The sequence below is a fragment of the Streptomyces sp. NBC_00344 genome (assembly GCF_036088315.1).
In the GTDB taxonomy this organism is placed as follows: Bacteria; Actinomycetota; Actinomycetes; order Streptomycetales; family Streptomycetaceae; genus Streptomyces.
This window is the reverse complement of sequence record NZ_CP107996.1, coordinates 4,520,778-4,544,977: the sequence shown is the minus strand read 5'-3', so window position 1 is coordinate 4,544,977 and position 24,200 is coordinate 4,520,778. Positions and strand designations below refer to the sequence as shown.

18 protein-coding genes and 1 pseudogene are annotated in these 24,200 nt (G+C 70.5%); 11 read left to right on the top strand and 8 right to left on the bottom strand.

Features of this window, described 5'->3' with window-relative positions:
* Window positions 1-10: 10 nt before the first annotated feature.
* The 5 genes from OHS16_RS20520 to rbsD all read left to right on the top strand — a co-directional run bounded on the left by OHS16_RS20520 (window position 11) and on the right by rbsD (window position 5,906).
* Window positions 11-1,048: a LacI family DNA-binding transcriptional regulator gene (locus OHS16_RS20520; RefSeq protein WP_328538678.1), complete on the top strand. Its 1,038-nt coding sequence runs from the start codon at window positions 11-13 to the stop codon at window positions 1,046-1,048.
* Complete coding sequence (locus OHS16_RS20515; RefSeq protein WP_328538677.1) at window positions 1,045-2,589, top strand: sugar ABC transporter ATP-binding protein; 1,545 nt, start codon at window positions 1,045-1,047, stop codon at window positions 2,587-2,589. The genes OHS16_RS20520 and OHS16_RS20515 overlap by 4 nt, the downstream gene beginning before the upstream one ends.
* Window positions 2,579-4,534 (top strand): ABC transporter permease/substrate-binding protein, encoded by a 1,956-nt coding sequence (locus OHS16_RS20510; protein WP_328538676.1) that lies wholly within the window; start codon window positions 2,579-2,581, stop codon window positions 4,532-4,534. Before OHS16_RS20515 ends, OHS16_RS20510 begins: the two co-directional genes overlap by 11 nt.
* An 80-nt stretch (window positions 4,535-4,614) precedes the next feature.
* The gene (locus tag OHS16_RS20505; protein ID WP_328538675.1) at window positions 4,615-5,520 is read left to right on the top strand and encodes a ribokinase; all 906 of its coding nucleotides are present in this window, start codon (window positions 4,615-4,617) and stop codon (window positions 5,518-5,520) included.
* Window positions 5,517-5,906, top strand: coding sequence for a D-ribose pyranase (gene rbsD, locus OHS16_RS20500; RefSeq protein WP_328538674.1), 390 nt, complete (start codon window positions 5,517-5,519; stop codon window positions 5,904-5,906). Before OHS16_RS20505 ends, rbsD begins: the two co-directional genes overlap by 4 nt.
* A 285-nt stretch (window positions 5,907-6,191) precedes the next feature.
* Here the strand turns inward: rbsD and OHS16_RS20495 are convergent, their stop codons facing one another.
* Genes OHS16_RS20495 through OHS16_RS20485 form a run of 3 tightly spaced genes read right to left on the bottom strand, consistent with a single transcriptional unit; the run spans window position 6,192 to window position 9,381 of the window.
* On the bottom strand, window positions 6,192-7,040 hold the full coding sequence (locus OHS16_RS20495) for a sugar phosphate isomerase/epimerase family protein (RefSeq protein WP_328540922.1): 849 nt from the start codon (window positions 7,038-7,040) through the stop codon (window positions 6,192-6,194).
* 32 nt (window positions 7,041-7,072) lie between these two features.
* The gene (locus tag OHS16_RS20490) at window positions 7,073-8,233 is read right to left on the bottom strand and encodes a dihydrodipicolinate synthase family protein (protein ID WP_328538673.1); all 1,161 of its coding nucleotides are present in this window, start codon (window positions 8,231-8,233) and stop codon (window positions 7,073-7,075) included.
* On the bottom strand, window positions 8,230-9,381 hold the full coding sequence (locus OHS16_RS20485; protein WP_328538672.1) for a Gfo/Idh/MocA family protein: 1,152 nt from the start codon (window positions 9,379-9,381) through the stop codon (window positions 8,230-8,232). The genes OHS16_RS20490 and OHS16_RS20485 overlap by 4 nt, the downstream gene beginning before the upstream one ends.
* Before the next feature lie 155 nt (window positions 9,382-9,536).
* Here OHS16_RS20485 and OHS16_RS20480 point away from each other — a divergent pair, with 155 nt between their 5' ends.
* The 3 genes and pseudogenes from OHS16_RS20480 to OHS16_RS20470 form a co-directional block, all read left to right on the top strand.
* Window positions 9,537-10,604: a LacI family DNA-binding transcriptional regulator gene (locus OHS16_RS20480; RefSeq protein WP_328538671.1), complete on the top strand. Its 1,068-nt coding sequence runs from the start codon at window positions 9,537-9,539 to the stop codon at window positions 10,602-10,604.
* A 177-nt stretch (window positions 10,605-10,781) separates the two neighbouring features.
* Window positions 10,782-11,717, top strand: coding sequence for a bifunctional helix-turn-helix transcriptional regulator/GNAT family N-acetyltransferase (locus OHS16_RS20475; RefSeq protein WP_328538670.1), 936 nt, complete (start codon window positions 10,782-10,784; stop codon window positions 11,715-11,717).
* Window positions 11,718-11,740: 23 nt separating this feature from the next.
* Window positions 11,741-12,418 (top strand): annotated as a pseudogene (locus OHS16_RS20470) (sugar phosphate isomerase/epimerase family protein); the annotation flags it as partial.
* Here OHS16_RS20470 and OHS16_RS20465 read toward each other — a convergent pair.
* Window positions 12,378-13,343: an EamA family transporter gene (locus OHS16_RS20465; protein ID WP_443042656.1), complete on the bottom strand. Its 966-nt coding sequence runs from the start codon at window positions 13,341-13,343 to the stop codon at window positions 12,378-12,380. The pseudogene OHS16_RS20470 and the gene OHS16_RS20465 sit on opposite strands and share 41 nt — an antisense overlap.
* A gap of 104 nt (window positions 13,344-13,447) precedes the next feature.
* On the opposite strand from OHS16_RS20465, the gene OHS16_RS20460 reads away from it, so the two are divergent.
* A complete protein-coding gene (locus OHS16_RS20460; protein WP_328538668.1) occupies window positions 13,448-14,356 on the top strand; it encodes a LysR family transcriptional regulator in 909 nt (302 codons plus the stop codon).
* A 155-nt stretch (window positions 14,357-14,511) separates the two neighbouring features.
* Complete coding sequence (locus tag OHS16_RS20455; protein ID WP_328538667.1) at window positions 14,512-16,341, top strand: glycoside hydrolase family 3 protein; 1,830 nt, start codon at window positions 14,512-14,514, stop codon at window positions 16,339-16,341.
* A 179-nt stretch (window positions 16,342-16,520) separates the two neighbouring features.
* Here OHS16_RS20455 and OHS16_RS20450 read toward each other — a convergent pair whose 3' ends face one another.
* On the bottom strand, window positions 16,521-17,945 hold the full coding sequence (locus OHS16_RS20450; protein WP_328538666.1) for a S28 family serine protease: 1,425 nt from the start codon (window positions 17,943-17,945) through the stop codon (window positions 16,521-16,523).
* 107 nt (window positions 17,946-18,052) lie between these two features.
* Entirely contained in the window at window positions 18,053-18,439 is a 387-nt protein-coding gene (locus OHS16_RS20445; RefSeq protein WP_328538665.1) for a hypothetical protein, read from the bottom strand.
* Between the two features lie 220 nt (window positions 18,440-18,659).
* On the opposite strand from OHS16_RS20445, the gene OHS16_RS20440 reads away from it, so the two are divergent.
* The gene (locus OHS16_RS20440) at window positions 18,660-19,145 is read left to right on the top strand and encodes a hypothetical protein (protein WP_328538664.1); all 486 of its coding nucleotides are present in this window, start codon (window positions 18,660-18,662) and stop codon (window positions 19,143-19,145) included.
* Window positions 19,146-19,238: 93 nt separating this feature from the next.
* Here OHS16_RS20440 and OHS16_RS20435 read toward each other — a convergent pair whose 3' ends face one another.
* The gene (locus tag OHS16_RS20435) at window positions 19,239-23,006 is read right to left on the bottom strand and encodes an ABC transporter ATP-binding protein (RefSeq protein WP_328538663.1); all 3,768 of its coding nucleotides are present in this window, start codon (window positions 23,004-23,006) and stop codon (window positions 19,239-19,241) included.
* A 100-nt stretch (window positions 23,007-23,106) separates the two neighbouring features.
* Window positions 23,107-23,973, bottom strand: coding sequence for a serine hydrolase (locus OHS16_RS20430; RefSeq protein WP_328538662.1), 867 nt, complete (start codon window positions 23,971-23,973; stop codon window positions 23,107-23,109).
* Between the last annotated feature and the right edge of the window lie 227 nt (window positions 23,974-24,200).

The window sequence follows — 24,200 nt, the reverse complement described above, 5'->3', positions numbered from 1 at the left end:
TGGTCCTGCGATGGCGAGCATCAAGGACGTCGCAGCCGGTGCCGGCGTTTCCGTCGCCACGGTGTCCCGTGCCCTGAACGGCCACCCCTCGGTCCGCCCGGACACCCGAGCCCGGGTTCTGGCCACCGTCGAGGCCCTGGGCTACCGGCCCAACGCGGTCGCCAGATCGCTGCGCACCGACCGGACCCGTACGCTCGGCCTGGTCATCAGTGACGTCATGAACCCCTACTTCACCGAGCTGGCCCGTTCGGTGGAGGACGAGGCCCGGGCACACGGCTACAGCGTCATCATCGGAAACGCCGACGAGCAGCCCGCCCTCCAGGACCACCACGTCCGCACCCTCCTCGACCGTCGCATCGACGGCCTGCTGGTGAGCCCCACCGACGGCGGCTCCCCGCTGATGCTGGACGCGGTCCGGGCCGGCACCCCGATGGTGTTCGTCGACCGCTGGATCCCCGGCGTCGATGTCCCCGTCGTACGGTCCGACGGCCGCGCCGCGGTCCGCGAACTGGTCGCCCATCTGTACGGCATCGGCCACCGCAGACTCGCCATCATCGCGGGCCCGGCCACCACGACCACCGGAAACGAGCGCATCGAGGCCTTCCGCGACGCGCTGCACGACCACGGACTCCCGCTTCCCGAGGCGTACATCGGGCACGGCGACTTCCAGGCGGACAGCGGCCGCCGGGAGACCGGCCGCTTCCTCTCGCTCGCCGAGCCGCCGGACGTGGTGTTCGCCGCCGACAACCTGATGGCTCTCGGGGCCATGGACGCGATCCGCGGCCGGGGTCTGCGGATCCCCGAGGACATCGCGCTGGCGGCCTTCGACGACATCCCGTGGTTCGTGCACACCGATCCACCGGTCACCGCCATCGCCCAGCCGACCGGTGAACTCGGCAGGGCCGCCGTGCGGGCGCTGGTCGACCGGCTCGAGGGCAGGCAGCCGCAGTCCGCGATCCTGCCCGCCCGGCTGGTGATCAGACGCTCGTGCGGCGAGCCGAATCCCCCGCGCCCAGCGGCCCCCACGACGAACAGGAGCAACCGGTGAGCAACCCCGACGAGTTGCTGCGTATCGAAGCCATACGCAAGACCTTCCCCGGCGTGGTCGCCCTCGACAGCGTCGACTTCGATCTCCGTCGCGGCGAGGTCCACGTACTGCTCGGCGAGAACGGTGCGGGCAAGAGCACCCTCATCAAGATGCTCTCGGGCGCCTACCGCCCGGACAGCGGCCGGATCCTCGCCGGTGGCCGTGAAGTGCGCATCCACGGTGCGCAGGACGCCGAGCGTCTCGGTATCGCCACCATCTACCAGGAGTTCAACCTGGTGCCGGATCTGACGGTCGCCGAGAACATCTTCCTCGGCCGCCAGCCGCGGCGCTTCGGGATGATCGACCGGGCCCGGATGGAGGCGGACGCCGGGGAACTGCTGCGCCGGGTCGGGGTCGACGTGTCGCCAAGGACCATCGTGCGCGAACTGGGCATCGCCCGGCTGCAGATGGTGGAGATCGCCAAGGCGCTCAGCCTCGAGGCCGAGGTCCTGATCATGGACGAGCCGACCGCCGTGCTCACATCGGGTGAGGTGGAGAAGCTCTTCGAACTGGTCCGCAGCCTGCGCTCGGACGGCGTCGGCATCATCTTCATCACCCACCATCTGGAGGAGATCGCCGCGCTCGGTGACCGGGTCACCGTGCTGCGCGACGGGCGCAGCATCGACCAGGTGCCCGCGTCCACCCCCGAGGCCGAACTGGTCCGGCTGATGGTGGGCCGCTCCATCGAGCAGCAGTTCCCCCGCGAACGCCCCGAGGCCGGTGAGCCGTTGCTCTCGGTGCGCGGGCTGAGCAGGGGCGGTCACTTCCAGGACGTCAGCTTCGAGGTGCGGGCGGGCGAGGTGGTCGGCCTGGCCGGTCTGGTCGGCGCGGGGCGGACCGAGGTCGCCCGCGCGGTCTTCGGCGCCGATCCCTATGACTCGGGCACCGTCGACGTCATCGGCAGACAGCTGACCCGGCACGATGTGAGCGCCGCGATGAGCGCGGGAATCGGGCTGGTGCCCGAGGACCGCAAGGGCCAGGGCCTGGTGCTGGACGCGTCGGTCCAGGAGAACCTCGGCCTGGTCACCCTGCGGTCCGCCACCCGTGCCGGTCTGGTGGACCTCAAGGGCCAGCAGAGCGCCGCGGCGCGGATCGCCGGGCAGCTCGGCGTACGGATGGCGGGACTCGGCCAGCACGTACGCACCCTGTCCGGCGGCAACCAGCAGAAGGTCGTCATCGGCAAATGGCTGCTCGCCGACACCAGGGTGCTGATCCTCGACGAGCCGACCCGCGGTATCGACGTCGGCGCCAAGGTCGAGATCTATCAGCTGATCAACGAGCTGACAGCGTCCGGTCACGCGGTGCTGATGATCTCCAGCGATCTGCCCGAGGTGCTCGGGATGAGCGACCGGGTGCTGGTGATGGCCCATGGCCGGATCGCCGGCGAACTCGCCGCTGCCGAAGCCACCCAGGACGCGGTGATGGCGCTCGCCGTCACCACCGCGGCCCCCTCCACCCCTCACACCGGAACGAAGGAAGCAGAGGCCCGTCGTGACCGCTGACACGCATCTGAGCACAACGGGCGCGCGTGGCGCCTCCGCGGTCCGCCGCATCCTGCTCGACAACGGCGCACTCAGCGCCCTGGTGGTCCTGGTGGTGGCGATGTCGCTGCTGTCCGGCGACTTCCTCACCACGCAGAACCTGCTGAACGTCGGGGTACAGGCCGCCGTGACGGCGATCCTGGCGTTCGGTGTCACCTTTGTGATCGTGTCGGCGGGCATCGACCTCTCGGTCGGTTCGGTGGCCGCGCTGTCGGCGACCGTGCTGGCCTGGACGGCGACCTCCGAGGGGCTGCCGGTGTGGCTCGCCGTGGTCCTCGCCATCGGTACGGGTGTCGCCTGCGGTCTGGTCAACGGCATGCTCGTCTCGTACGGCAAACTCCCGCCGTTCATCGCGACGCTGGCCATGCTCTCGATCGGCCGCGGCCTCTCGCTGGTCATCTCGCAGGGCTCCCCCATCGCCTTTCCCGGCTCGGTCTCCTCGCTCGGCGACACGCTCGGCGGCTGGCTTCCGGTCCCGGTCATCGTGATGATCGTGATGGGGCTGATCACCGCCCTGGTGCTGTCCCGTACCTACATCGGGCGTTCGATGTACGCGATCGGCGGCAACGAGGAAGCGGCCCGGCTCTCCGGTCTGCGGGTCAAGCGGCAGAAGCTCGTGATCTACGCGCTCTCCGGCCTCTTCGCCGCTGCCGCGGGCATCGTCCTCGCCTCACGGCTCTCCTCCGCCCAGCCGCAGGCCGCTCAGGGGTACGAACTCGACGCGATCGCGGCGGTCGTCATCGGGGGCGCCAGCCTCTCCGGCGGTGTCGGCAAGGCGTCCGGCACCCTGATCGGCGCCCTGATCCTCGCCGTGCTGCGGAACGGCCTGAACCTCCTCTCGGTGTCCGCCTTCTGGCAGCAGGTCGTGATCGGTGTGGTCATCGCGCTGGCGGTGCTGCTGGACACGCTGCGCCGGCGCGCCGGGTCGGGTACCGGCCCGACGGCTGCGGCCGGCGCCGGCGGGCCGGGCCGCAAGGGCCCGCAAGCCGTGAAGATCTCGATCGCCGTGGTCTGTGTGGCTGCTGTGGCGGCCGGTGTGTCCTTCTTCAATTCGGGTTCGTCGGGCACCAGGCTCAAGGTCGGTCTCTCCCTGTCCACCATGAACAACCCCTTCTTCGTCCAGATGAAGGCGGGTGCCCAGCAGGAGGCCAAGGCCGAGGATGTCGGTTTCACCGCGACCGACGCCCAGAACGACGCGTCCCAGCAGGCCAACCAGATACAGAACTTCACCAGTTCGGGCGTCAAGTCCATCATCATCAACCCGGTGGACTCCGACGCGGCGGGCCCCTCGGTCCGGTCCGCCAACACGGCGCACATCCCGGTGATCGCCGCCGACCGGGGCGTCAACAAGGCTGATGTGGCGACCCTGGTCGCCTCCGACAACATCGCTGGCGGCAAGCTCGCCGCGAAGACACTGGCCGGGAAGCTCGGCGGCAAGGGCCGGATCGTCGAACTGCAGGGCACCGCGGGCACCTCGGCCGGCCGTGAGCGCGAACAGGGCTTCGCCGAAGGCATCAAGGCCTATCCGGACATCACGGTGGTCGCGAGCCAGCCCGCGGACTTCGACCGCACCAAGGGCCTCGACGTGATGACCAACATGCTGCAGGCGCACCACGGGGTTACCGGGGTCTTCGCCGCGAACGACGAGATGGCCCTCGGTGCGATCAAGGCACTGGGCAGCAAGGCCGGCAATTCCGTCTCGGTGGTCGGTTTCGACGGGACCCCCGACGGGTTCAAGGCGGTCCGGGCCGGCACGCTCTACGCGTCGGTCGCCCAGCAGCCGGCGGAGCTCGGCAGGCTCGCCGTGCGCAACGCGGTTGCCGCCGCACAGGGCAAGAAGGTTCCGAAGGCGGTGAAGGTGCCGGTCAAGGTCGTCACCAAGAAGAACGTCGCCGACTTCTCCTGACCCGCCCGACCGCACCCTTCGGCCATCCCCCGGGCCGCCCCCCCGGCCGCCTCGAGCGGCCCTCGGAAAGCAGGACACACATGTACGACTACGACCTGCTGGTCGTAGGGTCGGCCAACGCCGATCTGGTGGTCGGCGTCGAACGCCGTCCCTCGGCCGGCGAGACCGTGCTCGGCTCCGATCTTGCCGTTCACCCCGGCGGCAAGGGGGCCAACCAGGCGGTGGCCGCCGCCCGGCTCGGCGCGCGCAGCGCGCTGCTCGCCAGGGTCGGGGACGACGCCCACGGACGGCTGCTGACCGAGGCGCAGCGCGCGGCCGGCGTGGACACCTCCGGTGTGCTGGCCGGCGGTGCGCCCACCGGGGTCGCACTGATCACCGTTGATCCTTCGGGCGACAACAGCATCGTGGTCTCGCCGGGTGCCAACGCCCTGCTCACCCCCGGGGACATCCGGGCGGCGGGCGGCCTGATCGCGGCGGCCCGGGTGGTGTCGGCGCAGTTGGAGATCCCACTGGAGACGGTGGCCGAGGTGGTCCGTACCCGCCCGGAAGGCACCCGGTTCGTCCTGAACCCCTCGCCTCCGGCGCCGCTGCCCCCCGAGGTGCTGGCCGCCTGCGATCCGCTGGTGGTCAACGAGCACGAGGCCCGGGTCCTGATCGGAGACACCGCGGGATCCGGCCCGGAGGGCTGGGCACGGACCCTCATCGGGCTCGGCCCGCGCTCGGTGGTGATCACCCTGGGTGCGGAGGGCGCCCTGGTCGCCGACCGCCGTACGGATGTGGTCACCCGGGTGCCGAGCCCCCGGGTCGAAGCGGTGGACACGACCGGCGCGGGTGACGCCTTCACCGCCGCGCTGGCCTGGCGTCTGGGCCTGGGCGAAGGTCTCGTGGAGGCGGCGGGCTACGCCGCGCGGGTGGGTGCCACCGCGGTCACCGGGACCGGGGCGCAGGAGTCGTACCCCACCGCCGAGGAGGTCGTAGCACCGTGAAGAGGACCGGAATTCTGAACCGGCAGCTCTCCGGAGCGCTGGCCGAACTGGGCCACGGCGACGGGGTGCTGGTCTGCGACGCGGGAATGCCGGTGCCCAGCGGGCCCCGGTTGGTCGATCTGGCGTTCCGGGCCGGGGTGCCCTCCTTCGACGAGGTGCTCGACGGGCTGCTGGCGGAGCTGGTCGTGGAGGGCGCGACAGCCGCCGATGAGGTACGTGAGGCGAATCCGGCCGCGGCGGGGCTGTTGCGCGGGCACTTCCCCGGCCTGGAGCTGGTCCCGCACGAGGAGCTGAAGTCGCTGTCCGCGGGGGCGCGTCTGATCGTACGGACGGGTGAGGCCACGCCGTACGCGAACGTACTGCTGCGGTGCGGGGTCTTCTTCTGACACTGCTCGGCCGCACGGCACTCGGTCGGATGCCGCGCGGACGCGCCGCCCCCCGGCGGGTGCCGGCCCGGCATGGCGAGGGAGTCCGGTCGTGGACCGGACCCCCAACGCATTCCCCTCCCCCAGAGTCAGAGCTCCCCGTTTCCCCCCGGATCCGTCCCCCTTGAAGCCCTGATGACATGTACGACTGCGCTCACCCGGAAAGGGTTGTACGGCTGCGGGCAGTAATTTTCACGGGTCCCGTCCGCGCTCCCCGCGGAGAGCGCGGAGGGGTGCGATCGCGCCTCACCGGACGACGAATCGTGCGAACCTCTCCGCGGTTTCGCGCAGCACCGCCACACCTTCGCGCTCCCACAGGGCCTCGTTGAACAGCTCCACCTCGATCGGGCCGCGATAGCCGGCGGCGTCCACCAGTTCGCGCCATCGCCGCAGGTCGATCGCACCGTCGCCGATCTGGCCGCGTCCGTTCAGCACCCCGGCCGGCAGCGGAGTCGTCCAGTCCGCCACCTGGAAGGTGTGGATCCGCCCGGCCGCGGGCCCGCCGCCGGATGCCGGGGCCGCGCCCTGGCATCCCTGGTTCTCTCCCGCCCGGGCGATCTGGGCGGGAGCCCGGTCGTCCCACCAGACGTGGTAGGTGTCGACGGCCACGCCCACCTGCCCGGCCGGGAAACGTTCGGCCAGATCGAGGGCCTGGCCGAGGGTCGAGATCACACAGCGGTCGGCGGCGAACATGGGGTGCAGTGGTTCGAGCGCCAGCCGGACCCCGTGCCCGGCCGCGTACGGACCCAGTTCGGCCAGTGCGTCCGCGATCCGCTCCCGCGCCCCGTGCAGGTCCTTCGAGCCGGCCGGAAGGCCGCCCGAGACCAGCACCAGCGTGTCCGTGCCGAGCGTCGCCGCCTCGTCGACGGCCGCGCGGTTGTCCGCCAGCGCGGCGGCCCGCTCGGCCGGGTCTGCCGCGGTCAGGAATCCACCCCGGCAGAGCGTGGTGACGGCAAGACCCGCTTCCCGCACCAGCTTCGCGGCGGCCGCGAGGCCGTACTGCCGCACCGGCTCCCGCCAGAGGCCGACGCCGGGAATCCCCATGTCCAGGCAGGCATCGACCAGTTCGGGCAGGGAGAGCTGCTTCACGGTCATCTGGTTGATGCTGAGGCGTGAGAGGTCCTGGGTCACTGCTGGACTCCGTACACATGCAGAAGCGAGGTCATCCGGGCCTGGGCCAGCGCCGGATCCGGGAACAGGCCGAGCCGGTCGGCCAGTTCGTAGGCCCGGGAGATGTGCGGCAGCGAGCGGGCCGACTGCAGGCCGCCGGCCATGGTGAAGTGCGACTGGTGGCCCGCGAGCCAGGCGAGCAGGACGACACCGGTCTTGTAGAAACGGGTCGGCCGCTGGAAGAGATGGCGGGACAGCTCGACGGTGGGATCGAGCATGTCCCGGAAGCCTGCGCGGTCACCGCTGTCCAGCACCCGGACCGCGGCGGCGGCGAGCGGGCCCAGCGGATCGAAGATGCCGAGCAGGGCGTGGCTGAATCCGTGTTCGTCGCCCTCGATCAGCTCCGGGTAGTGGAAGTCGTCCCCGGTGTAGCAGCGCACCCCGTCGGGGAGGCGGCGGCGGAGATCCACTTCCCGCTCCGCGTCGAGCAGCGACACCTTGATGCCGTCCACCTTGCCCGGGTGGGCCGCGATGACCTGCAGGAAGGTCTCGGTCGCGGTGTCGAGGCCGGACGAGCCCCAGTAGCCGTCCAGCGCCGGGTCGAACATCGGGCCGAGCCAGTGCAGGACGACCGGTTCGGCGCACTGCCGCAGCAGGTGGCCGTAGACCTCCAGATAGTCGTCGGGGCTCTTCGCGGCCGCCGCGAGCGCTCTCGAGGCCATCAGGATCGCCTGAGCTCCGGTCTCCTCGACCAGGGCCAGCTGGGCCTCGTACGCCTCGACGACCTCGTGCAGGGCCGCCGGGCCCGGACCGAGCTGATCGGTGCCGACGCCGCAGGCGATGGCTCCGCCGACCGATGCGGCCTCGGCCGCGGACCGGCGGATCAGCTCGGCTGCGCCGTTCCAGTCGAGGCCCATACCGCGCTGGGCGGTGTCCATCGCCTCGGCCACGCCGAGACCGTGCGACCAGAGATGGCGGCGGAACGCCAGTGTGGCCTCCCAGTCCACGGCGGCCGGGGAATCCGGCGAGACGTCCGCCCAGGGATCGGCGACGACGTGCGCGGCCGAGAAGACCGTGCGGGAGGTGAGCGGAGCGCCGCCGGGAGCGAGCACCGCGGGCTCGGTGCGCGGGGTGTAGCGATACGTGCCGCCGCCGGCCCGCGGGAGCAGAATCGTCACAGCGAGAGCTCCGGAACGTCGAGACGGCGGCCCTCGGCTGAGGACGCGAGCCCCAGCTCCGCGAGCTGCACTCCGCGCGCCCCGGCCAGCAGGTCCCACTGGTAGGGCTCGTCGAGCGCCACATGGCGCAGGAAGAGCTCCCACTGGACCTTGAAGCCGTTGTCGAAGTCACGGTTGTCCGGGACCTCCTGCCACTGGTCGCGGAACGAGTGGGCGGCGGGCAGGTCCGGGTTCCAGACCGGCTTCGGGGTAGAACCTCGGTGCTGGATACGGCAGTTGCGCAGACCGGCGACAGCCGAGCCTTCGGTGCCGTCGACCTGGAACTCGACCAGTTCGTCGCGGTTGACCCGCACCGCCCAGGAGGAGTTGATCTGCGCGACCACGCCGCCCTCGAGCTGGAAGACGCCGTAGGCGGCGTCGTCGGCGGTGGCGTCGTAGGGCTTGTGCCGCTCGTCCCAGCGCTGCGGGATGTGGGTGGCGGTGAGCGCCTGCACGGAGGTGACCCGGCCGAAGAGTTCGTGCAGGACGTACTCCCAGTGCGGGAACATGTCGACGACGATGCCGCCGCCGTCCTGTGCGCGGTAGTTCCACGAGGGGCGCTGGGCGTCCTGCCAGTCGCCCTCGAAGACCCAGTAGCCGAACTCCCCCCGCACGGACAGGATCCGCCCGAAGAACCCCCCGTCGATGAGGCGCTTGAGCTTCAGCAGGCCCGGCAGGAACAGCTTGTCCTGGACCACGCCGTGCTTGATCCCCGCGGCCTGCGCGAGCCTGGCCAGCTCCAGGGCGCCGGCCAGGCCGGTGGCGGTCGGCTTCTCGGTGTAGACGTGCTTGCCGGCCGCGATCGCCTTCCGCAGCGCTTCCTCACGGGCCGACGTGACCTGCGCGTCGAAGTAGATCCCGACGGCCGGGTCGGCGAGTACCGCGTCCAGGTCGGTGGACCAGTGCTCGAGACCGTGCCGGGCGGCGATCGTCCTCAGCGCGTGCTCCCGGCGGCCGACCAGCACGATCTCGGGCCACAACTCCGTGCCGTCGCCCAGGTCGAGGCCGCCCTGCTCGCGCAGCGCGAGGAGGGAACGGACCAGGTGCTGCCGGTATCCCATCCGGCCGGTCACGCCGTTCATGGCGATCCGCACTGTCTTACGCGTCACGAAGTTCCTCCAAGCGGCGATAGCAAGCGCTTTCTACGCGCTATGAAGCTAACCTGCGCTGACCGGCCCCGACAAGGGGCCCCTGCCGCAGCACGGTCGAGAGCACAGCCAGGAAGCGCGGCCGGACCGCGCAGTGAAGTGTCACGGAGGCAGAGATGACAACGACCCTCGCGGATGTGGCGGCCCGTGCCCGGGTCTCCCCGGCGACGGTGTCCCGTGTGCTCAACGGCAACTACCCCGTTGCCGCTTCCACCAGGGAGCGGGTGCTGCGGGCGGTGAACGACCTGGACTACGTGCTGAACGGACCTGCCAGTTCACTGGCGGCCGCCACGTCCGACCTGGTCGGGATCCTGGTCAACGACATCGCCGACCCCTTCTTCGGGATCATGGCCGGCGCGGCGCAGTCCGAGATCGGCGGCCAGGAGGGCACCGGGCGGGGCGGCGGCGAGAAGCTGGCCGTGGTCTGCAACACCGGCGGCTCCCCGGAGCGCGAACTGACCTATCTCACCCTGCTCCAGCGCCAGCGCGCCGCGGCGGTCGTGCTGACCGGCGGCGCGATCGAGGACCCGGCGCACACCGCCGCGGTCTCGGCCAAACTGGTGAGGCTGGCCGACGCGGGCACCCGGGTGGTGCTGTGCGGCCGGCCACCGCTGCCCGGCAGCGAGTCCGCCACCACCACGCTGACCTTCGACAACCGGGGTGGCGGACAGCGCCTCACCGAGCATCTGCTGTCACTGGGCCACCGCCGGATCGGCTATGTCGCGGGCCCCGTCGAACGCACCACCACCCGCCACCGGCTGGAAGGCCACCGTGCGGCGCTGGCCGATGCGGGTCTGGTGGACGACATGGACCAGGACCGGTTGACCGTCCATGGCCCGTACGACCGCGGCGCCGGTTACGACGCCACTCTGGAACTGCTGCGCAGGGAGCCCTCCCTGACCGCGATCGTGGCCGCGAACGACACAGTGGCGCTGGGCGCGTGCGCGGCGCTGCGTGAGCAGGGCCTGCGCATTCCCGGGGACGTATCGGTCGCGGGCTTCGACGATCTGCCCTTCTCGGTCGATGTGGTGCCCGCGCTGACGACGGTACGGCTGCCGTTGCACGAGGCGGGGGCATGGGCCGGGCGGCTGGCGATGGGACGGGAGGAGGCACCCGCGGACGGGATCGCGATGGTGCCGTCGGAGCTGATCGCCCGGTCCTCCACGGCGGCTCCGGGGCGGTGACCTGCCATCCGTCAAGGAGAGGTGCGGGCGCCGGGTGACCGCCGGGACGCGGGGAGCACCCGGCCGGCCCCCGGGGCGGGCCCTGACCGGGGGTCCGCCCGGACGCCCCGTCTTGCCGGGTGATCCCCACCCCCTTACCGTTGACGGAGTCAAGGAAATGATCCGGGGAGCGGCCGCATGCCCGTCCATGAGATCCGTGCTTTCAACCGCTTCTACACCAACCTCATCGGCACCCTCGACTACCGCAAGCACCTCCATACGCCCTACAGCCTCACCGAATCCCGCGTCCTCTACGAGCTCGCCCACGCCTCCCGTACCGACGCCGCCGACCTCCGCGCGGAGCTCTCTCTCGATGCGGGGTATCTGAGCCGTCTGCTGGCCAGGTTCGAACGCGAAGGGCTGGTCGAACGGGCCCCCTCCCAGCTGGATTCGCGACGTCAGAGCATCACGCTCACCCCCCATGGCCGCGAGGCCGCCGCACTGCTCGACGAACGGTCGAGAGAAGCCGTCAGCACCCTGCTCGCGACCGTGGCACCGGACGACCGGCCCCGGCTCGCCGAGGCCATGCGGACCGTCCGTGAGATCCTCCGGGACCCTCGCCCCACGGGCGGCGCCCGCCCGGCCCTCCGGGACCCCGGCCCGGGCGACCTCGGCTGGATCGTGCAGCGTCATGGCGCGCTGTACGCGGCGGAGTTCGGGTGGAACGCGGACTTCGAGGGGCTGGTGGCCAGGATCATCGCCGATTTCACCCAGGACCACGATCCTTATCTGGAGCGGGTCTGGATCGCCGAGTTCGACGGCAGGCCGGCGGGCGCGGTGATGTGTGTACGGGACGGATCGCCCGGCACGGCCCGGCTCCGGCTGCTGCTCGTCGAGCCGGAGGCCCGCGGTCTCGGACTCGGCGCCCAACTGGTGCAGGCAGTGGTCGATTTTGCCCGGGATGCGGGGTACCAGGAGTTGGTGCTGTGGACCAACGACGTGCTGGCAGCGGCACGCAGGATCTATCAGGGCGCCGGGTTCTCGCTCGTCGCCGAGAAGCCGCACCGTTCCTATGGAGCGGATCTGGTCGGACAGGACTGGCGGCTCGGTCTACAGGAAGGAACAGTGCGTTGAAGTTCGCGTTCTCCACCCTCGGGGTGCCAGGAATCTCCGTCCAGGACGTGGTGCGGCTGGCCGCCGGCGCCGGATACCAGGGGGTCGAGCTGCGGGCACACCCCGATGAGGCGCTGCATCCGGGCACCGGCCTGGCCGAACGGCAGGCGGCGGTCGAGGAGTTCACCCGCGGCGGGATCGAGATCCTGGGCGTCGCCGGATACGCCAGGGCCGCCGCCCCCGGCGACGACAAGGCGATCGAGGGCGAGATCAGCGAGCTGGTCCTCCTCGCCGCCGATCTAGGTGCCCCGTTCGTCCGCGTCTTCCCCGGCGGCGGAGATCAGGACCCCGAGGTGGCCGAGGCGGCCGCTGCCAGGAGGCTGGGTGTGGCGGCCGAGCTCGCCGCCGACAAGGGCGTGAGGATCCTGCTGGAGACCCACGACTCGCACCGCACCGGCGCGGACGCGGCGCGCATCATCGGCCCGGTCGGCCACAAGAACGTGGGCGCGCTCTGGGATGTGATGCACACCTGGCTGGGCGGTGAGTCTCCGGCGGCCAGCCATGCGGTGCTCGCCCCGCACCTCGGCTACACCCAGGTCAAGGACATCGCGTCGGCCGATGACACGACCCCGCTCGCGCTGGGCGCGGGTGTGCTGCCGCTCGCGGAGTGCGCGGAGCTCCTCAACTCGCCGGAGGGGTGGCTGTGCTGGGAGTACGAGAAGCGCTGGTACCCGCAGGCGGCGGAGCTGCCGCCGCTGCTGGCTGACGGGCGGGAGTTCCTCGGGAAGCTGACCGGGAGCCCGGCAGCGAGGTGAGGGCGACCCCGCCCACCAGCAGCACAGCCGCGCACCAGCGCAGCGGTGTGATGCTCTCGTGGAGTACCAGGGCGGCCGACGACATCCCGAACACCGGGACGAGGAGGCTGAAGGGGGCCACCGACGACGCGGGATGGTGGCGCAGCAAATATCCCCAGGCCCCGAAGCCGAACACCGTGGTCACCCAGGCGACATAGACGATGATCCCGGCGCCGCCCCAGTCGATCGACGCCATGGCTTCGGCGTCCGCCCTGGGCCCTTCGAAGAGCAACGAGAGCCCGAGAAGCGGCAGTACGGGCACGGTGGACACCCAGATCATGAAGCTGAAGCCATCGGGCGGCGCGGCCCTGCGGGTGAGTACGTTGGAGGCTCCCCAGCAGGCCGCCGCCGCCACGACCAGCGCGAAAGCGGTGAGCGGACCGCTGAGGCCCTCGTCCACCGCCGCGACCGCCACACCCGCGAGCGCGACCGCCATACCGGCGATCCGCGCCCGGCCCGGACGCTCACCCAGCGCGACGGCCGCGAAGAGTGCGGTGAAGACGGCCTGGACCTGCAGGACCAGGGACGAGAGCCCGGCATCCATGCCGTGGTCCATCCCTGTGAAGAGCAGCCCGAACTGGGCCACCCCCAGGACCAGCCCGATGGAGACGACCGACATCCGGGGGACCCCCGGGCGGCCCACGAAGAACACGGCGGGCAGCGCCGCCACCAGAAAGCGCAGCGCGGAGAAGAGCAGCGGCGGGAAGTGGCCGAGACCGACCTCGACGACAGTGAAGTTGATCCCCCAGACCGCGGCGACGGCCACGGCCAGAGCGAGGTGCAGAGGACGCATGCACCGAGCATCACCGCATCCGTCCATGTAGCACCAGAGCGGATTTCTTCATGGTTGAATTGAGCATTGCTTATGTGTTCAGCTGACGAACGGAGCACCGTCGAATGCTCGATCTGCCCCGGCTGCGTGCGCTGCACGCGATATCGGTCCATGGTTCGGTGGCCGCGGCCGCCGCCGCGCTGGGCTACACCCCCTCCGCGGTCTCGCAGCAGATCACCAAGCTGGAGCGGGAGACCAGGACCACCCTCCTCGAACGCCGGGGCCGCGGGATCGCGCTCACCGACGAGGCGCTGCACCTGGCCGATACCGCACAGCAGTTGCTCTCCATCGTGGAACACGCCGAGACCACCCTGGAGGAGCGCAGGGGCCTGCCGGCCGGGCGCCTGACCATCGCCGCCTTCGCTTCGGCCGCGCGCGGACTGCTGCCCGCCGTCCTGGCCGAACTGGCCGTGTCGCACCCCTCGCTCGACGCCCGGCTGAGCGAGGTCGATCCCCATCTCTCGGTCGATCTGGTGGCCAAGGGCGTGACCGATCTGGCGGTGGTCCACGACTGGGACATCTCACCGCTGCCCACCCCCGAGGGTGTCGAGCAGGCGGTGATCGGTGACGACGGGTGCGATCTGCTGGTGCCCGAAGGACATCCGCTCGTGGGACGCACCGGGGTGCTGCGCGAGGAACTGGCCAGGGAGCGGTGGATCTGCCAGCCACCCGGTCGGATCTGTCACGACTGGCTGGTGCGCACCCTGCGCAGCTCCGGCCACGAGCCCGACATCGTTCACCAGGCGGAGGAGAACCACACCCTGCTCGCCCTGGTCGCGGCCGGGCTCGGGGTCGCCCTGATCCCCCGGCTCGGGCGCGGGCCGCTGCCGCCCGGAGTGGTGGCCGTGCAGCTCGACCCGGTGCCCGTGCGGCGGCTGTACGCACTGTGGCGGACCGGGGCCGCCAGGCGTCCCGCCATCACCGAGACGGTACGCAGACTCCAGGAGCACTGGCCGCCCCGCCAGGTCGCGTGAGAGGAGTATCGGCGTTCGCCCGGAGGGCGGGCCCCGCGGTTTCTTCTGCGTGTCGTTCTGCCCGCGCTCTTGACTTGGCAGTAATTTTCCGGCTATCCGTGCTGATTGGAAGTTTCCTTCAATTACCTTGCGCAGCATGGCCGGAAGGAGCACCAGTGCAGCACCGCACGTCCAGACGCTCCCTGCTCACCGCTACCGCCGCAGTGGCCGCAACAGCAGCCACCGGCACCACGGCCAACGCCGACCCCCGCAGTCCGGGTCACGACCCCGACCCCGACCTCAGCCGGCAGCTCAAGAGACTCGTCTCGCACATGAGCATCGAGGAGAAGATCGGCCAGCTCTTCGTCATGCGGGTGTACGGACACTCCGCGACCGCGCCCGATCAGGTGGACATCGACGCCAATCTCCGCGAGATCGGGGTCCGTAACGCCGCCGAACTGATCGCCACGTACCACGTCGGCGGCATCATCTACTTCACCTGGGCGCACAACACCCGCGACCCGCAGCAGATCGCCGCTCTCTCCAACGGCATCCAGCGCGCCGGGCTCGCCCAGCACACTCCGGTTCCGCTGCTGATCGCCACCGATCAGGAACACGGCATCGTCTGCCGCGTCGGCTATCCCGCCACCCTCTTCCCCGGAGCCATGGCGCTCGGCGCGGGCGGTTCGCGCGACGACGCCTACATGGTCGGCCGCATCGCCGGCGCGGAGCTGGGCGCCATCGGCATCCGGCAGAACTACTCACCGGACGCCGACGTCAACATCAACCCGGCCAACCCGGTCATCGGGGTCCGGTCCTTCGGCGCCGAGTCCGCCGCGGTCGCCAGGATGGTGGCGGCCGAGGTCCGGGGCTACCAGAGCTCGATGACCGCCTCCACCGCCAAGCACTTCCCGGGCCACGGCGACACGGCCGTCGACAGCCACACCGGGATCCCCGTCATCACCCACACCCGTGAGGAGTGGGAGCGCATCGACGCCCCGTCCTTCCGGGCCGCCGTCGCCGCCGGTATCGACTCGGTCATGACGGCGCACATCCAGTTCCCCGCGCTGGACCCGAGCAACGACCCGGCCACCCTCTCCCACCCGATCCTCACCGGAATCCTGCGCGAGGAACTGGGCTACCGGGGCGTGGTGATCACCGACTCGCTGGGCATGCAGGGCGTCCGGGACAAGTACGGCGACGACCGGGTCCCGGTGCTCGCGCTCAAGGCCGGCGTCGATCAGCTGCTGGACCCGCCCGCCCTCGCCACCGCGTGGAACGGGGTGCTCTCCGCGGTCCGCAGCGGTGAGATCACCGAGCAGCGTCTGGACGAATCGATCCTGCGGATCCTCCGGCTCAAGCAGCGGCGCGGCCTGTTCCAGCGCCCCTACGTCGACGTCCGCCAGGTGGGCCGTACGGTCGGCACCCGCGCCCATCTCGCCACCGCGGACCGGATCGCCGAGCGGACCACCACCCTGCTGGTGAACCGGGGCGCGCTGCTCCCGCTCTCCCGGCGCCGTGAGAGGAACCTCCTGGTGGCCGGCGCCGATCCGGCATCGCCGTCGGGCACCACTGGACCACCGACCACGGTGCTCGCCAAGGAGCTGACCGGATTGGGCTTCACCACCACGGTGCTGTCCACCGGTACCGCGCCCGCCCCTGGGGTGATCGCGGCGGCCGTCGCCGCGGCCGCAGGCAAGGACGCGGTGATCGTGGGGACGTACAACATCCAGGCGGGCGACGCCCAGTCCCGGCTGGTGGCCGCGCTGCTCGCGACCGGTACTCCGGTGGTGCAGATCGCGATCCGCAACCCGTACGACATCGCCTTCCTGCCGGGCGTCGGCGCGGCCCTCGCCACGTACAGCTGGACCGATGTCGAACTCAGGGCCGCGGCGCGGGTGATCGCGGGCCGGGCGGAACCGCGGGGGCGGCTGCCCGTGCCCGTCCAGCGCGCCGACGCTCCCACGCAGGTGCTGTACCCGGTGGGCCACGGCTTGTCGTACTGATGTCGTGAGCCGGGTGGGCGAGTCCGGTGTCCCGGGGCGGCGATCTGCCGGCGAGCCGGCGGTGTACCGGCGTGAGGGCTCCGTACGGCCGCGCCCGCCGTCCGACCGGATCCGGTCGGACGGCGGGCGTACACGGTGCCGGGTGACAGCCCTTTCAGGGCATCGGCGACGGCTGGTCCTCAGGGCCTCAGCGACGGCTCGTGCTGGACCGCCCGCCGGTCGAGCTTCGCGTCGTAGCCCGCGAGCGGCCGGGCCTTCGACGGGTTCGACCGCACCTCCGCGGGCGCGACACCCGCCCAGGCCAGGATCCGGGCGGTGGCCTTCGTGTTCTCGTCGGCGGCCAGTCCCGCGACATTGGCACCGTGGTTCATCCCCGGCGCGGTGAAGACATAGCTGTCGTCGGCGTGCCGGCCGACGCTGAAGCGTTCGGCCCCCCACGGGTCGTTCTGCCCGTACACGAACATCATGCGGTGGGCGTGGTGCCTCACCCAGTTGTCCACGTCGTCCATCACGTACGGCTGGAACCGCATCGGGATGGACCGCGGAACGTAGTGCCGTGGCGGCTGGTAGCCGTACCGGCTCAGCTTGCCCAGCCACGGCTGTGTGATATCGGGCGAACCGAGCTGGGTGCCTGCCTGGTAGTAGTACGGCGTGTACGGCTCGAGCCCCTGATCGGTGTAGAAGGAGAAGCCGGAGATCGTGTCGATGGAGTCCCAGATCGCCTGATCGGTCGCGTGCGGTGCGTCCGCCGGGATGGTGGCGCAGTCGGAGAGCAGGCTGTACTGCCAGAAACCCCAGATGTAGTCGAGCACCACGGCCTCGTACGCCTTGTCGAGGCTGCCCACGGTGGTGAAGGTGTAGCCGTTGGTCTCGGCGTAGTCGGCGTACTTCTTCTCCAGCGGCTTACGCCGGACGAGTGCCTCGCGCTGGACACCCTGCAGCTTGGCGCGGCACTCCTTGGTCCCCACGTTCTCGAAGAACCGGTCGTACGCCGAGTCCTCCTTGTCGACCACGTCATTGGGTGCGACGTAGGCGACGACACCGTCCATGTCGTGCGGGAAGTAGCGCTCGTAGTAGGTCGCGGTCATGCCGCCCTTCGAGCCGCCGGTGGTCAGCCAGTTCTTCGGGTAGACCGGCTTCAGCGCCCTGTACAGCCGGTGCTCGTCACTGGCGGCCTGCCAGATGTCCAGTTTGGACCAGTCGGCGGGCTGCGGCCGGGACGGTGTGAAATAGCGGTACTCCAGCGACACCTGGTTGCCGTCGATGATCCGGGTGGGCTCGGTGCGGCCGGGGGTGGTGGAGACGTTGTAGCCGCCCGTGTACAGGACTGTGGGCCGGCTGGTGTCCTTGTGCAGCAGCGTGAAGCGCTGCTCGAAGGTGCCCTTCGAGGGGTGCCGGTGGTCAATCGGCTGGGTGTACTCGAACACGAAGTAGCGGTAGCCCGTATAGGGCTTCTCCTCGACCAGGTTCATCCCCGGTATCGCGAGGATCCGGTCCTTGATATCCGGCTCCGCGGCGGTTGCCGCTCCGGCCGATCCTCCTGCCGCGCTTACGGTGCCTATGAGCACCACCAGCGCGAGCAGCCATCTGAGCGCCTTGCGCATTCGCCCTCCCCTGGGTCACAACGGGTCGCCGCGAACCTAGCTGGCGCAACGCACGTCACGCCAGACCCAGTTGACCATGGACCGGCGGAACGGGAGAGCTCAGCGGCTCAGCAGAGTATCCAGCCGGAGGCGCCCTGCTTGCCGGAGACCGCACCAACCGCGCGTACACAGCGGTTCATGGCACGGACCTTCACCGGGCCCGCCAGACGGGTGAAACGGCCGCTGTCCACGACCGGAGTGGCACCTCGCGCCTGGAGCAGGACGGACATCTGGCGCCTGGGCCCCGGGGACTTGGCGAGAGTGACGGCACAGACGTTCTCACCGCTGCGGAAGATCTCCAGCGTTCCGGTGGTGAACCGCACGCTCTTCACCCGGTGTCCCGGGCATCCTGACGCGGCGTCCGCATGCGCGGCGCCCGGACCGGCCAGCGTCATCGTCAGCGCGGCCGCGATCGCGAGCGTCAGCGCACCCCGGCGGCGCGGTGCGCGGCTCACCTGTCCGGACCCCAGTCGCCCCTCGAACACCTTTTCCCTCTTCCATCACTTGTGCGTGTACATCTACGGACGCGCGACACTCGCGGCCGGTTGCATCCCGCGAGCGGGACGGACAGGGACCCGTTCCGGTGCAACCAAACCAGCACAGCACCGGTCTTACGGGATAGTCCGCGCGAAACAGACCGCGCGGGTCGTTGCGCGCGAAAGGGCAGGTCTTGCCATGGCACATCCACGTACGGGCCGCATTCTTCTGACAGCCGCACTTCTGACGTCCATCGCGGTGGTCCCCGCGGCCGCCGCCACCGAGCGGCCCACCGCTCCGCACGCCGCCGCAGCCGCGGTCAGCGGCACTCCCGAGGTCGCCTATCACCATGTCGCCGACTTCTACGGCTCCTACATCGACGCGATCTACGACGGGGACAGCAACAACCTGTCCCGGACGCTCCGGACGTTCTATCTGACACCGCAGCTGCGGAAGCGGCTGGCCGCATGGGAGTCGAAGAACCATGCGGACGGCGTGCTGCGGGCACAGAACGTACCGACCGGATGGCGGGTCACCGCCGGGAACAGCGGGGCGGGGCACACATGGTCGGAGGTGCGGCTGACCTGGGGGTCGCCGTCACATCCGTCCTACACCTACCTGGCGATCCAGTCCGACCTGGCGACCCGGAAGATCTCCGACATCAAGGCGGGCCGGAACCGGTAGTCCGCCGTACGGGTGCGCTTCGCTGCCCCGCCGCCCCCAAGGGCGGACGGGCAGCGGGGCAGCGCCCCGCCACACACCGCCCGCCGTGTCCCGTCAGGACACCACTCCCACCGGCTCCCCCACGAACGTGCCCCACAGCCGCGCATAGCTCCCGCCCAGCGCCAGCAGTTCCTCGTGGGTGCCGTCCTCGATCACCCGTCCGTGGTCCATGACGACCACCCGGTCCGCCCGCGCCGCCGTGGTCAGCCGGTGCGCCACCACCAGGGTGGTCCGGCGGCCGGCGATCCGGTCCGTCGCCTGGTTGACCAGCGCCTCCGATGCGAGGTCCAGGGCCGCTGTGGCCTCGTCGAGGAGCAGGATGTCGGGGTCGACCAGCTCCGCCCTGGCCAGTGCGATGAGCTGCCGCTGGCCGGCCGAGAGGTTGCGGCCCCGTTCGGCGACCTCGTGGAGATAGCCGTCGTCCAGAGTGGCGATCATGTCGTGCGCCCCGACCGCCCGTGCGGCCGCCTCGACCTCGGCGTCCGTGGCGTCCGTACGTCCGTAGGCGATGGCGTCCCGGACCGTGCCCTCGAAGAGGTACGCCTCCTGCGGCACGACCCCGAGCCGATGGCGGTAGGCCGTCATGTCCATCGACCGCAGGTCCCTGCCGTCCGCTGTGACCCGACCCGATGTCGGGTCGTAGAACCGGGCGACCAGTTTGACCAGGGTGGACTTGCCTGCCCCGGTCTCTCCGACGAAGGCGACCGTCTGACCGGCCGGGATGCGCAGATCGATACCGCTGAGCGCCGCCTCGGGGGCAGCGGTCCCCTCCGGCACGTCGTCGGATCGGTAGGAGAACGACACGTGCTCGAAGGCGATGTCACCGCGCAGCGACGTGACATCCAGCGGATCGGCCGCCGCCACGGTCGACGTGGGCTCCCGGAGGAGTTCCTGGATGCGCCGGAGCGAGACGCTGGCCTGCTGGTATCCGTCGAAGACCTGCGACAGCTGCTGCACAGGGGCGAAGAACAGGTCGATGTAGAGCAGATAGGCGACCAGCGCACCCGTGGTGAGGGTGCCCGCCGCGATCCGGTCCGCTCCCACGATCAGCACGGATGCCGCGGCCACCGATGCGAGCAGCTGGACGAAGGGGAAGTAGACGGAGATCAGCCACTGGCCGCGCACCCGGGCCTGCCGGTAGTGGTCGCTTCGGTCGGTGAAGCGCCGCGTGCCGGTGCCCTCGCGCTGGAAGGCCTGCACGATGCGCAGTCCGGACACCGACTCCTGGAGATCGGCGTTGACGACGGAGACCCGCTCCCGCGCCAGCTCGTACGCCTTGACGCTCTTCTTCCGGAAGACATAGGTGCCGGCGATCAGGAAGGGCAGTGTCGCGAAGACGACCAGCGCCAGCTGCACATCGATCACCAGCAGCACGACCAGAATGCCGAAGAAGGTGACGACGGAGACGAAGGCGGTGACCAGACCGGTCTGCAGGAAGGTGGACAGGGCGTCGATGTCCGTCGTCATCCGGGTCATGATCCGGCCGGTCAGTTCGCGCTCGTAGTAGTCGAGCCCGAGCCGCTGGAGCTGGGAGAAGATCTTGAGGCGCAGTGAGTAGAGGATCCGTTCGCCGGTCCTCCCGGTCATCCGGGTCTCACCGGTCTGCGCCACCCACTGCACGGCCACGGTCAGCAGACCGAGCCCGGCCGCTGTCCAGACCGCGCCGGTGGCCAGCTGGGTGACGCCCTGGTCGATGCCGTGCCGGATCAGCACCGGGAGCAGCAGCCCCATGCCGGCGTCGATCGCGACCAGCAACAGGCTGATCAGCAGTACGGGGCCGAAGCCACGGAGCAGCCGGCGCAGCCCGTAGGACGTCTCGGCCGTGACCGCGCGTACCTCGTCGACGTCCGGGGTGTCGGTCGCGGGCGGCAGGGCGGCGACCTGCGCCAGCAGTTCCGGTGTGGCGGGCATCCCGCCGGGGGCCGCGTCCTCCGCCTTCTCGGGGCGGACCCAGAGCGGCGGAGTGATACCGCGTTCGGCATCGAACTCGGCGTCCAGCTCGTCCCGTACCGAGGTGTCCTCCATCTCCTCCGGGCCGGCCGCGGCGACATGTCCCGGTGACATGCCGCCCAGTTCGTCCGGGTCGGTCAGCAGTCTCCGGTACAGCGCCGAACGTTCCTGCAGCTCCTCATGGGTGCCGATGTCCGCGAGGCGCCCGCCGTCCAGGACAGCTATGCGGTCGGCGAGGTTGAGGGTGGAGCGGCGGTGCGCGATGAGCAGGGTGGTGCGCCCGGCCATGACCCCGCGCAGCGCCTCGTGGATCTCGTGCTCGACCCGGGCGTCGACGGCGGATGTGGCGTCGTCGAGAAGCAGCAGTCTGGGGTTGGTGAGGATGGCGCGGGCCAGTGCGACGCGCTGGCGCTGGCCTCCGGAGAGCGTCAGGCCGTGCTCACCGACCATGGTGTCGTAGCCGGCCGGCAGATCGGCGATGAAGCGGTCGGCCTGGGCGGCACGGGCCGCGGTGAGGATCTGTTCCTCGGTGGCGTCGGGGAAGCCGTAGGCGATATTGGCGCGCACCGTGTCGGAGAACAGGAAGCTGTCCTCCGGTACGAGTCCGACGGCCGCCCGCAGCGAACGCAGCGTCAGCTCCCGCACATCGTGTCCGCCGATGAGGACCGCGCCGTGGGAGACATCGTAGAAACGCGGCAGCAGCAGGGAGACGGTGGACTTGCCGCTGCCCGACGCGCCCACCACGGCGACGGTCTCGCCGGGCGCGATGCTCAGCGAGAAGCCGTCGAGCACCGGGCGGACGTCCTCGTAGCCGAAGGAGACGTCGTCGAACTCGACACTCGCCTCCGCGTCCGCGGGAAGCTCCTTCGTGCCGTCGGCGATGGACGGCTCGGTGTCGATCAGTTCCAGTACGCGTTCGACGCCGGCCCGCGCCTGCTGGCCGACGGTCAGCACCACGGCCAGCATCCGGACCGGCCCCACGAGCTGGGCGAGGTAGGAGGAGAAGGCGACGAACGTGCCGAGAGTGATCTCGCCTCGGGTGGCGAGCAGGCCGCCGAGCGCCAGCATGGCGACCTGGCCGAGGGCGGGCACGGCCTGGAGCGCGGGGGTGTAGCGGGAGTTCAGCCGGATGGTGCGCAGCCGTCCCGCGAAGAGCCGGCGGCTCACCTCGCGGAGCTTGCCGGTCTCCTGATCCTCCTGGCCGAATCCCTTCACCACCCGTACGCCGGTGACGGCTCCGTCGACGACGCCCGCGACGGCTGCGGCCTGTCCCTGGGCGTACCAGGTGGCGGGAAAGAGCCGGGTCCGGCTGCGCCTGGCGATGAACCAGAGGGCGGGAGCGACGGCCACCGCGATCAGTGTCAGCAGCGGCGAGAGCCAGGCCATGATCACCAGGGAGATCAGAAAGAGCAGCACATTGCCGATGGTCATCGGCAGCATGAAGAGCAGGCCCTGGATCAGCTGAAGGTCGCTGGTGGCGCGGCCGACGACCTGTCCGGTGGACAGCTCGTCCTGCCGCCGCCCGTCCAGCTTCATGATCGTCCCGTACATCTCGGTACGGAGATCGTGCTGGACGTCGAGGGCGAGGCGGCCGCCGTAGTAACGGCGGACATAGGTGAGCGCGTACACCACGGCCGCGGCACCGATCAGTGCGCCCGTCCAGACCGCCAGGGACCGGGTGTGATCGCCGATGACATCGTCGATGATCACCTTGGTGACCAGCGGAACGAGGGCCATGACGGCCATTCCGGCCAGTGAGGAACCGAGCGCGAGCAGCACGTTGCGCCGGTACCGCCAGGCGTAGCCGGCGAGCCTTCGCCCCCAGCCCGGCTCTCGCGATGCCGTGGCGTTGAGCTGTGCGGCGTCCGCCACTGGTGCCTCCCGTTGTCCGATACCACCGGAAGACTCCAACGCGGCCACCAGGGGATTTCATCCCGCCGCAACAATCCCGGACGAAGACCGGTCTCTGGTCCTAGGTCTTCGGGACCGCGGCGGCGAGGTCCTTGTGCACCGCACGGGCGACGGCCTGGATGGTGTTCACGCCGTCGGCCATCGTCTTGTTGTCCTGGGTGAGCACGGTGATCGTGCAGTCGTGCCCCTTGCCGGTGAAGGCGCCTATGGAGTGCACACGCCATCCATGGGTGGAGCGCTGGAGCCAGCCGTTCTTCACCTGCACGGTGGCGCCGGACGGGGCTCCGGCCGGGGTGCCCCAGCGCTGCGACGCGACGACCTTGTGCATCAGCCCGAGCTCGTACGCCCGCGAGCCGTCGCTCAGTACGGAGTTCTTGGCGGTCAGCAGGGACAGCAGTCTCTGCTCGTCACGGACGGTGATCTGGGTGAGCCCCCAGTAGCCCCCCGCGCCGGGCACGGTCTGCTTCATGCCGGCGGCCGCGAGGAAGCCCTTGACCTTGGCCGCACCGAGCTGCTTCCAGAGCGCACTCGTGGAGTCGTTGTCGGACTTTGTGATCATCGCGGTGGCGAGGCTGTTCTCACGCGAGGTCAGGTAGCGGTTGTGCTTCTTGTTGTCCCAGAGGAGCGTCGCCAGCACGGTGGCCTTCACCACGCTCGCCGAGTCGTACTTCGTGTCACCGCGGAGGCTGCAGTCCGTACCGGTCGTCCGGTCGTGGACACCGACCGCTGCCGTGGTCTTCCGGTTCTTGAGCGCGGCGTCGATGTCCGTCTTCAGCTTGGCCGCGAGCCCGGCCTTCGCCGAGGTGCACCCGACGGTGGGCGCCACCGCTCCGGCAGCCGGCGCGAGGGCCATCGGCCCGATGACCCCGGCGGCCAGCGCCACGGCGCCCGCGCCGAGGGCCCGGCCGGATATTCGGTGCAGTGTCATGGACGTGCCGCTCCCCTGTGTCATGCCCCTGTGTCCTGTGTCGTGTGTGTCCTGCGTCGTGCCGGATGTCATGCGAGCGCGTTCCCGGCAGGCCTGTAAGGGCTGACTCACGGGTGGCGTGAAAGTTGCACGACCGGCGTCCGTTCCACGCAAAGGCCGGCATCCAGTGCACCATCCGTGGCAGCCGTTCGGACCGCCGCGTTGCCGATGTCACACAGAAGTGCGTG

What these genes read in the sequence shown, in the direction of transcription:
- OHS16_RS20520 (WP_328538678.1), top strand. Translation starts at nt 11, where the DNA reads ATGGCGAGCATCAAGGACGTCGCAGCCGGTGCCGGCGTTTCCGTCGCC.
- OHS16_RS20505 (WP_328538675.1), top strand. Translation starts at nt 4,615, where the DNA reads ATGTACGACTACGACCTGCTGGTCGTAGGGTCGGCCAACGCCGATCTG.
- OHS16_RS20495 (WP_328540922.1), bottom strand. Translation starts at nt 7,040, where the DNA reads ATGACCGTGAAGCAGCTCTCCCTGCCCGAACTGGTCGATGCCTGCCTG.
- OHS16_RS20480 (WP_328538671.1), top strand. Translation starts at nt 9,537, where the DNA reads ATGACAACGACCCTCGCGGATGTGGCGGCCCGTGCCCGGGTCTCCCCG.
- OHS16_RS20475 (WP_328538670.1), top strand. Translation starts at nt 10,782, where the DNA reads ATGCCCGTCCATGAGATCCGTGCTTTCAACCGCTTCTACACCAACCTC.
- OHS16_RS20465 (WP_443042656.1), bottom strand. Translation starts at nt 13,343, where the DNA reads ATGCGTCCTCTGCACCTCGCTCTGGCCGTGGCCGTCGCCGCGGTCTGG.
- OHS16_RS20460 (WP_328538668.1), top strand. Translation starts at nt 13,448, where the DNA reads ATGCTCGATCTGCCCCGGCTGCGTGCGCTGCACGCGATATCGGTCCAT.
- OHS16_RS20450 (WP_328538666.1), bottom strand. Translation starts at nt 17,945, where the DNA reads ATGCGCAAGGCGCTCAGATGGCTGCTCGCGCTGGTGGTGCTCATAGGC.
- OHS16_RS20440 (WP_328538664.1), top strand. Translation starts at nt 18,660, where the DNA reads ATGGCACATCCACGTACGGGCCGCATTCTTCTGACAGCCGCACTTCTG.
- OHS16_RS20430 (WP_328538662.1), bottom strand. Translation starts at nt 23,973, where the DNA reads ATGACACTGCACCGAATATCCGGCCGGGCCCTCGGCGCGGGCGCCGTG.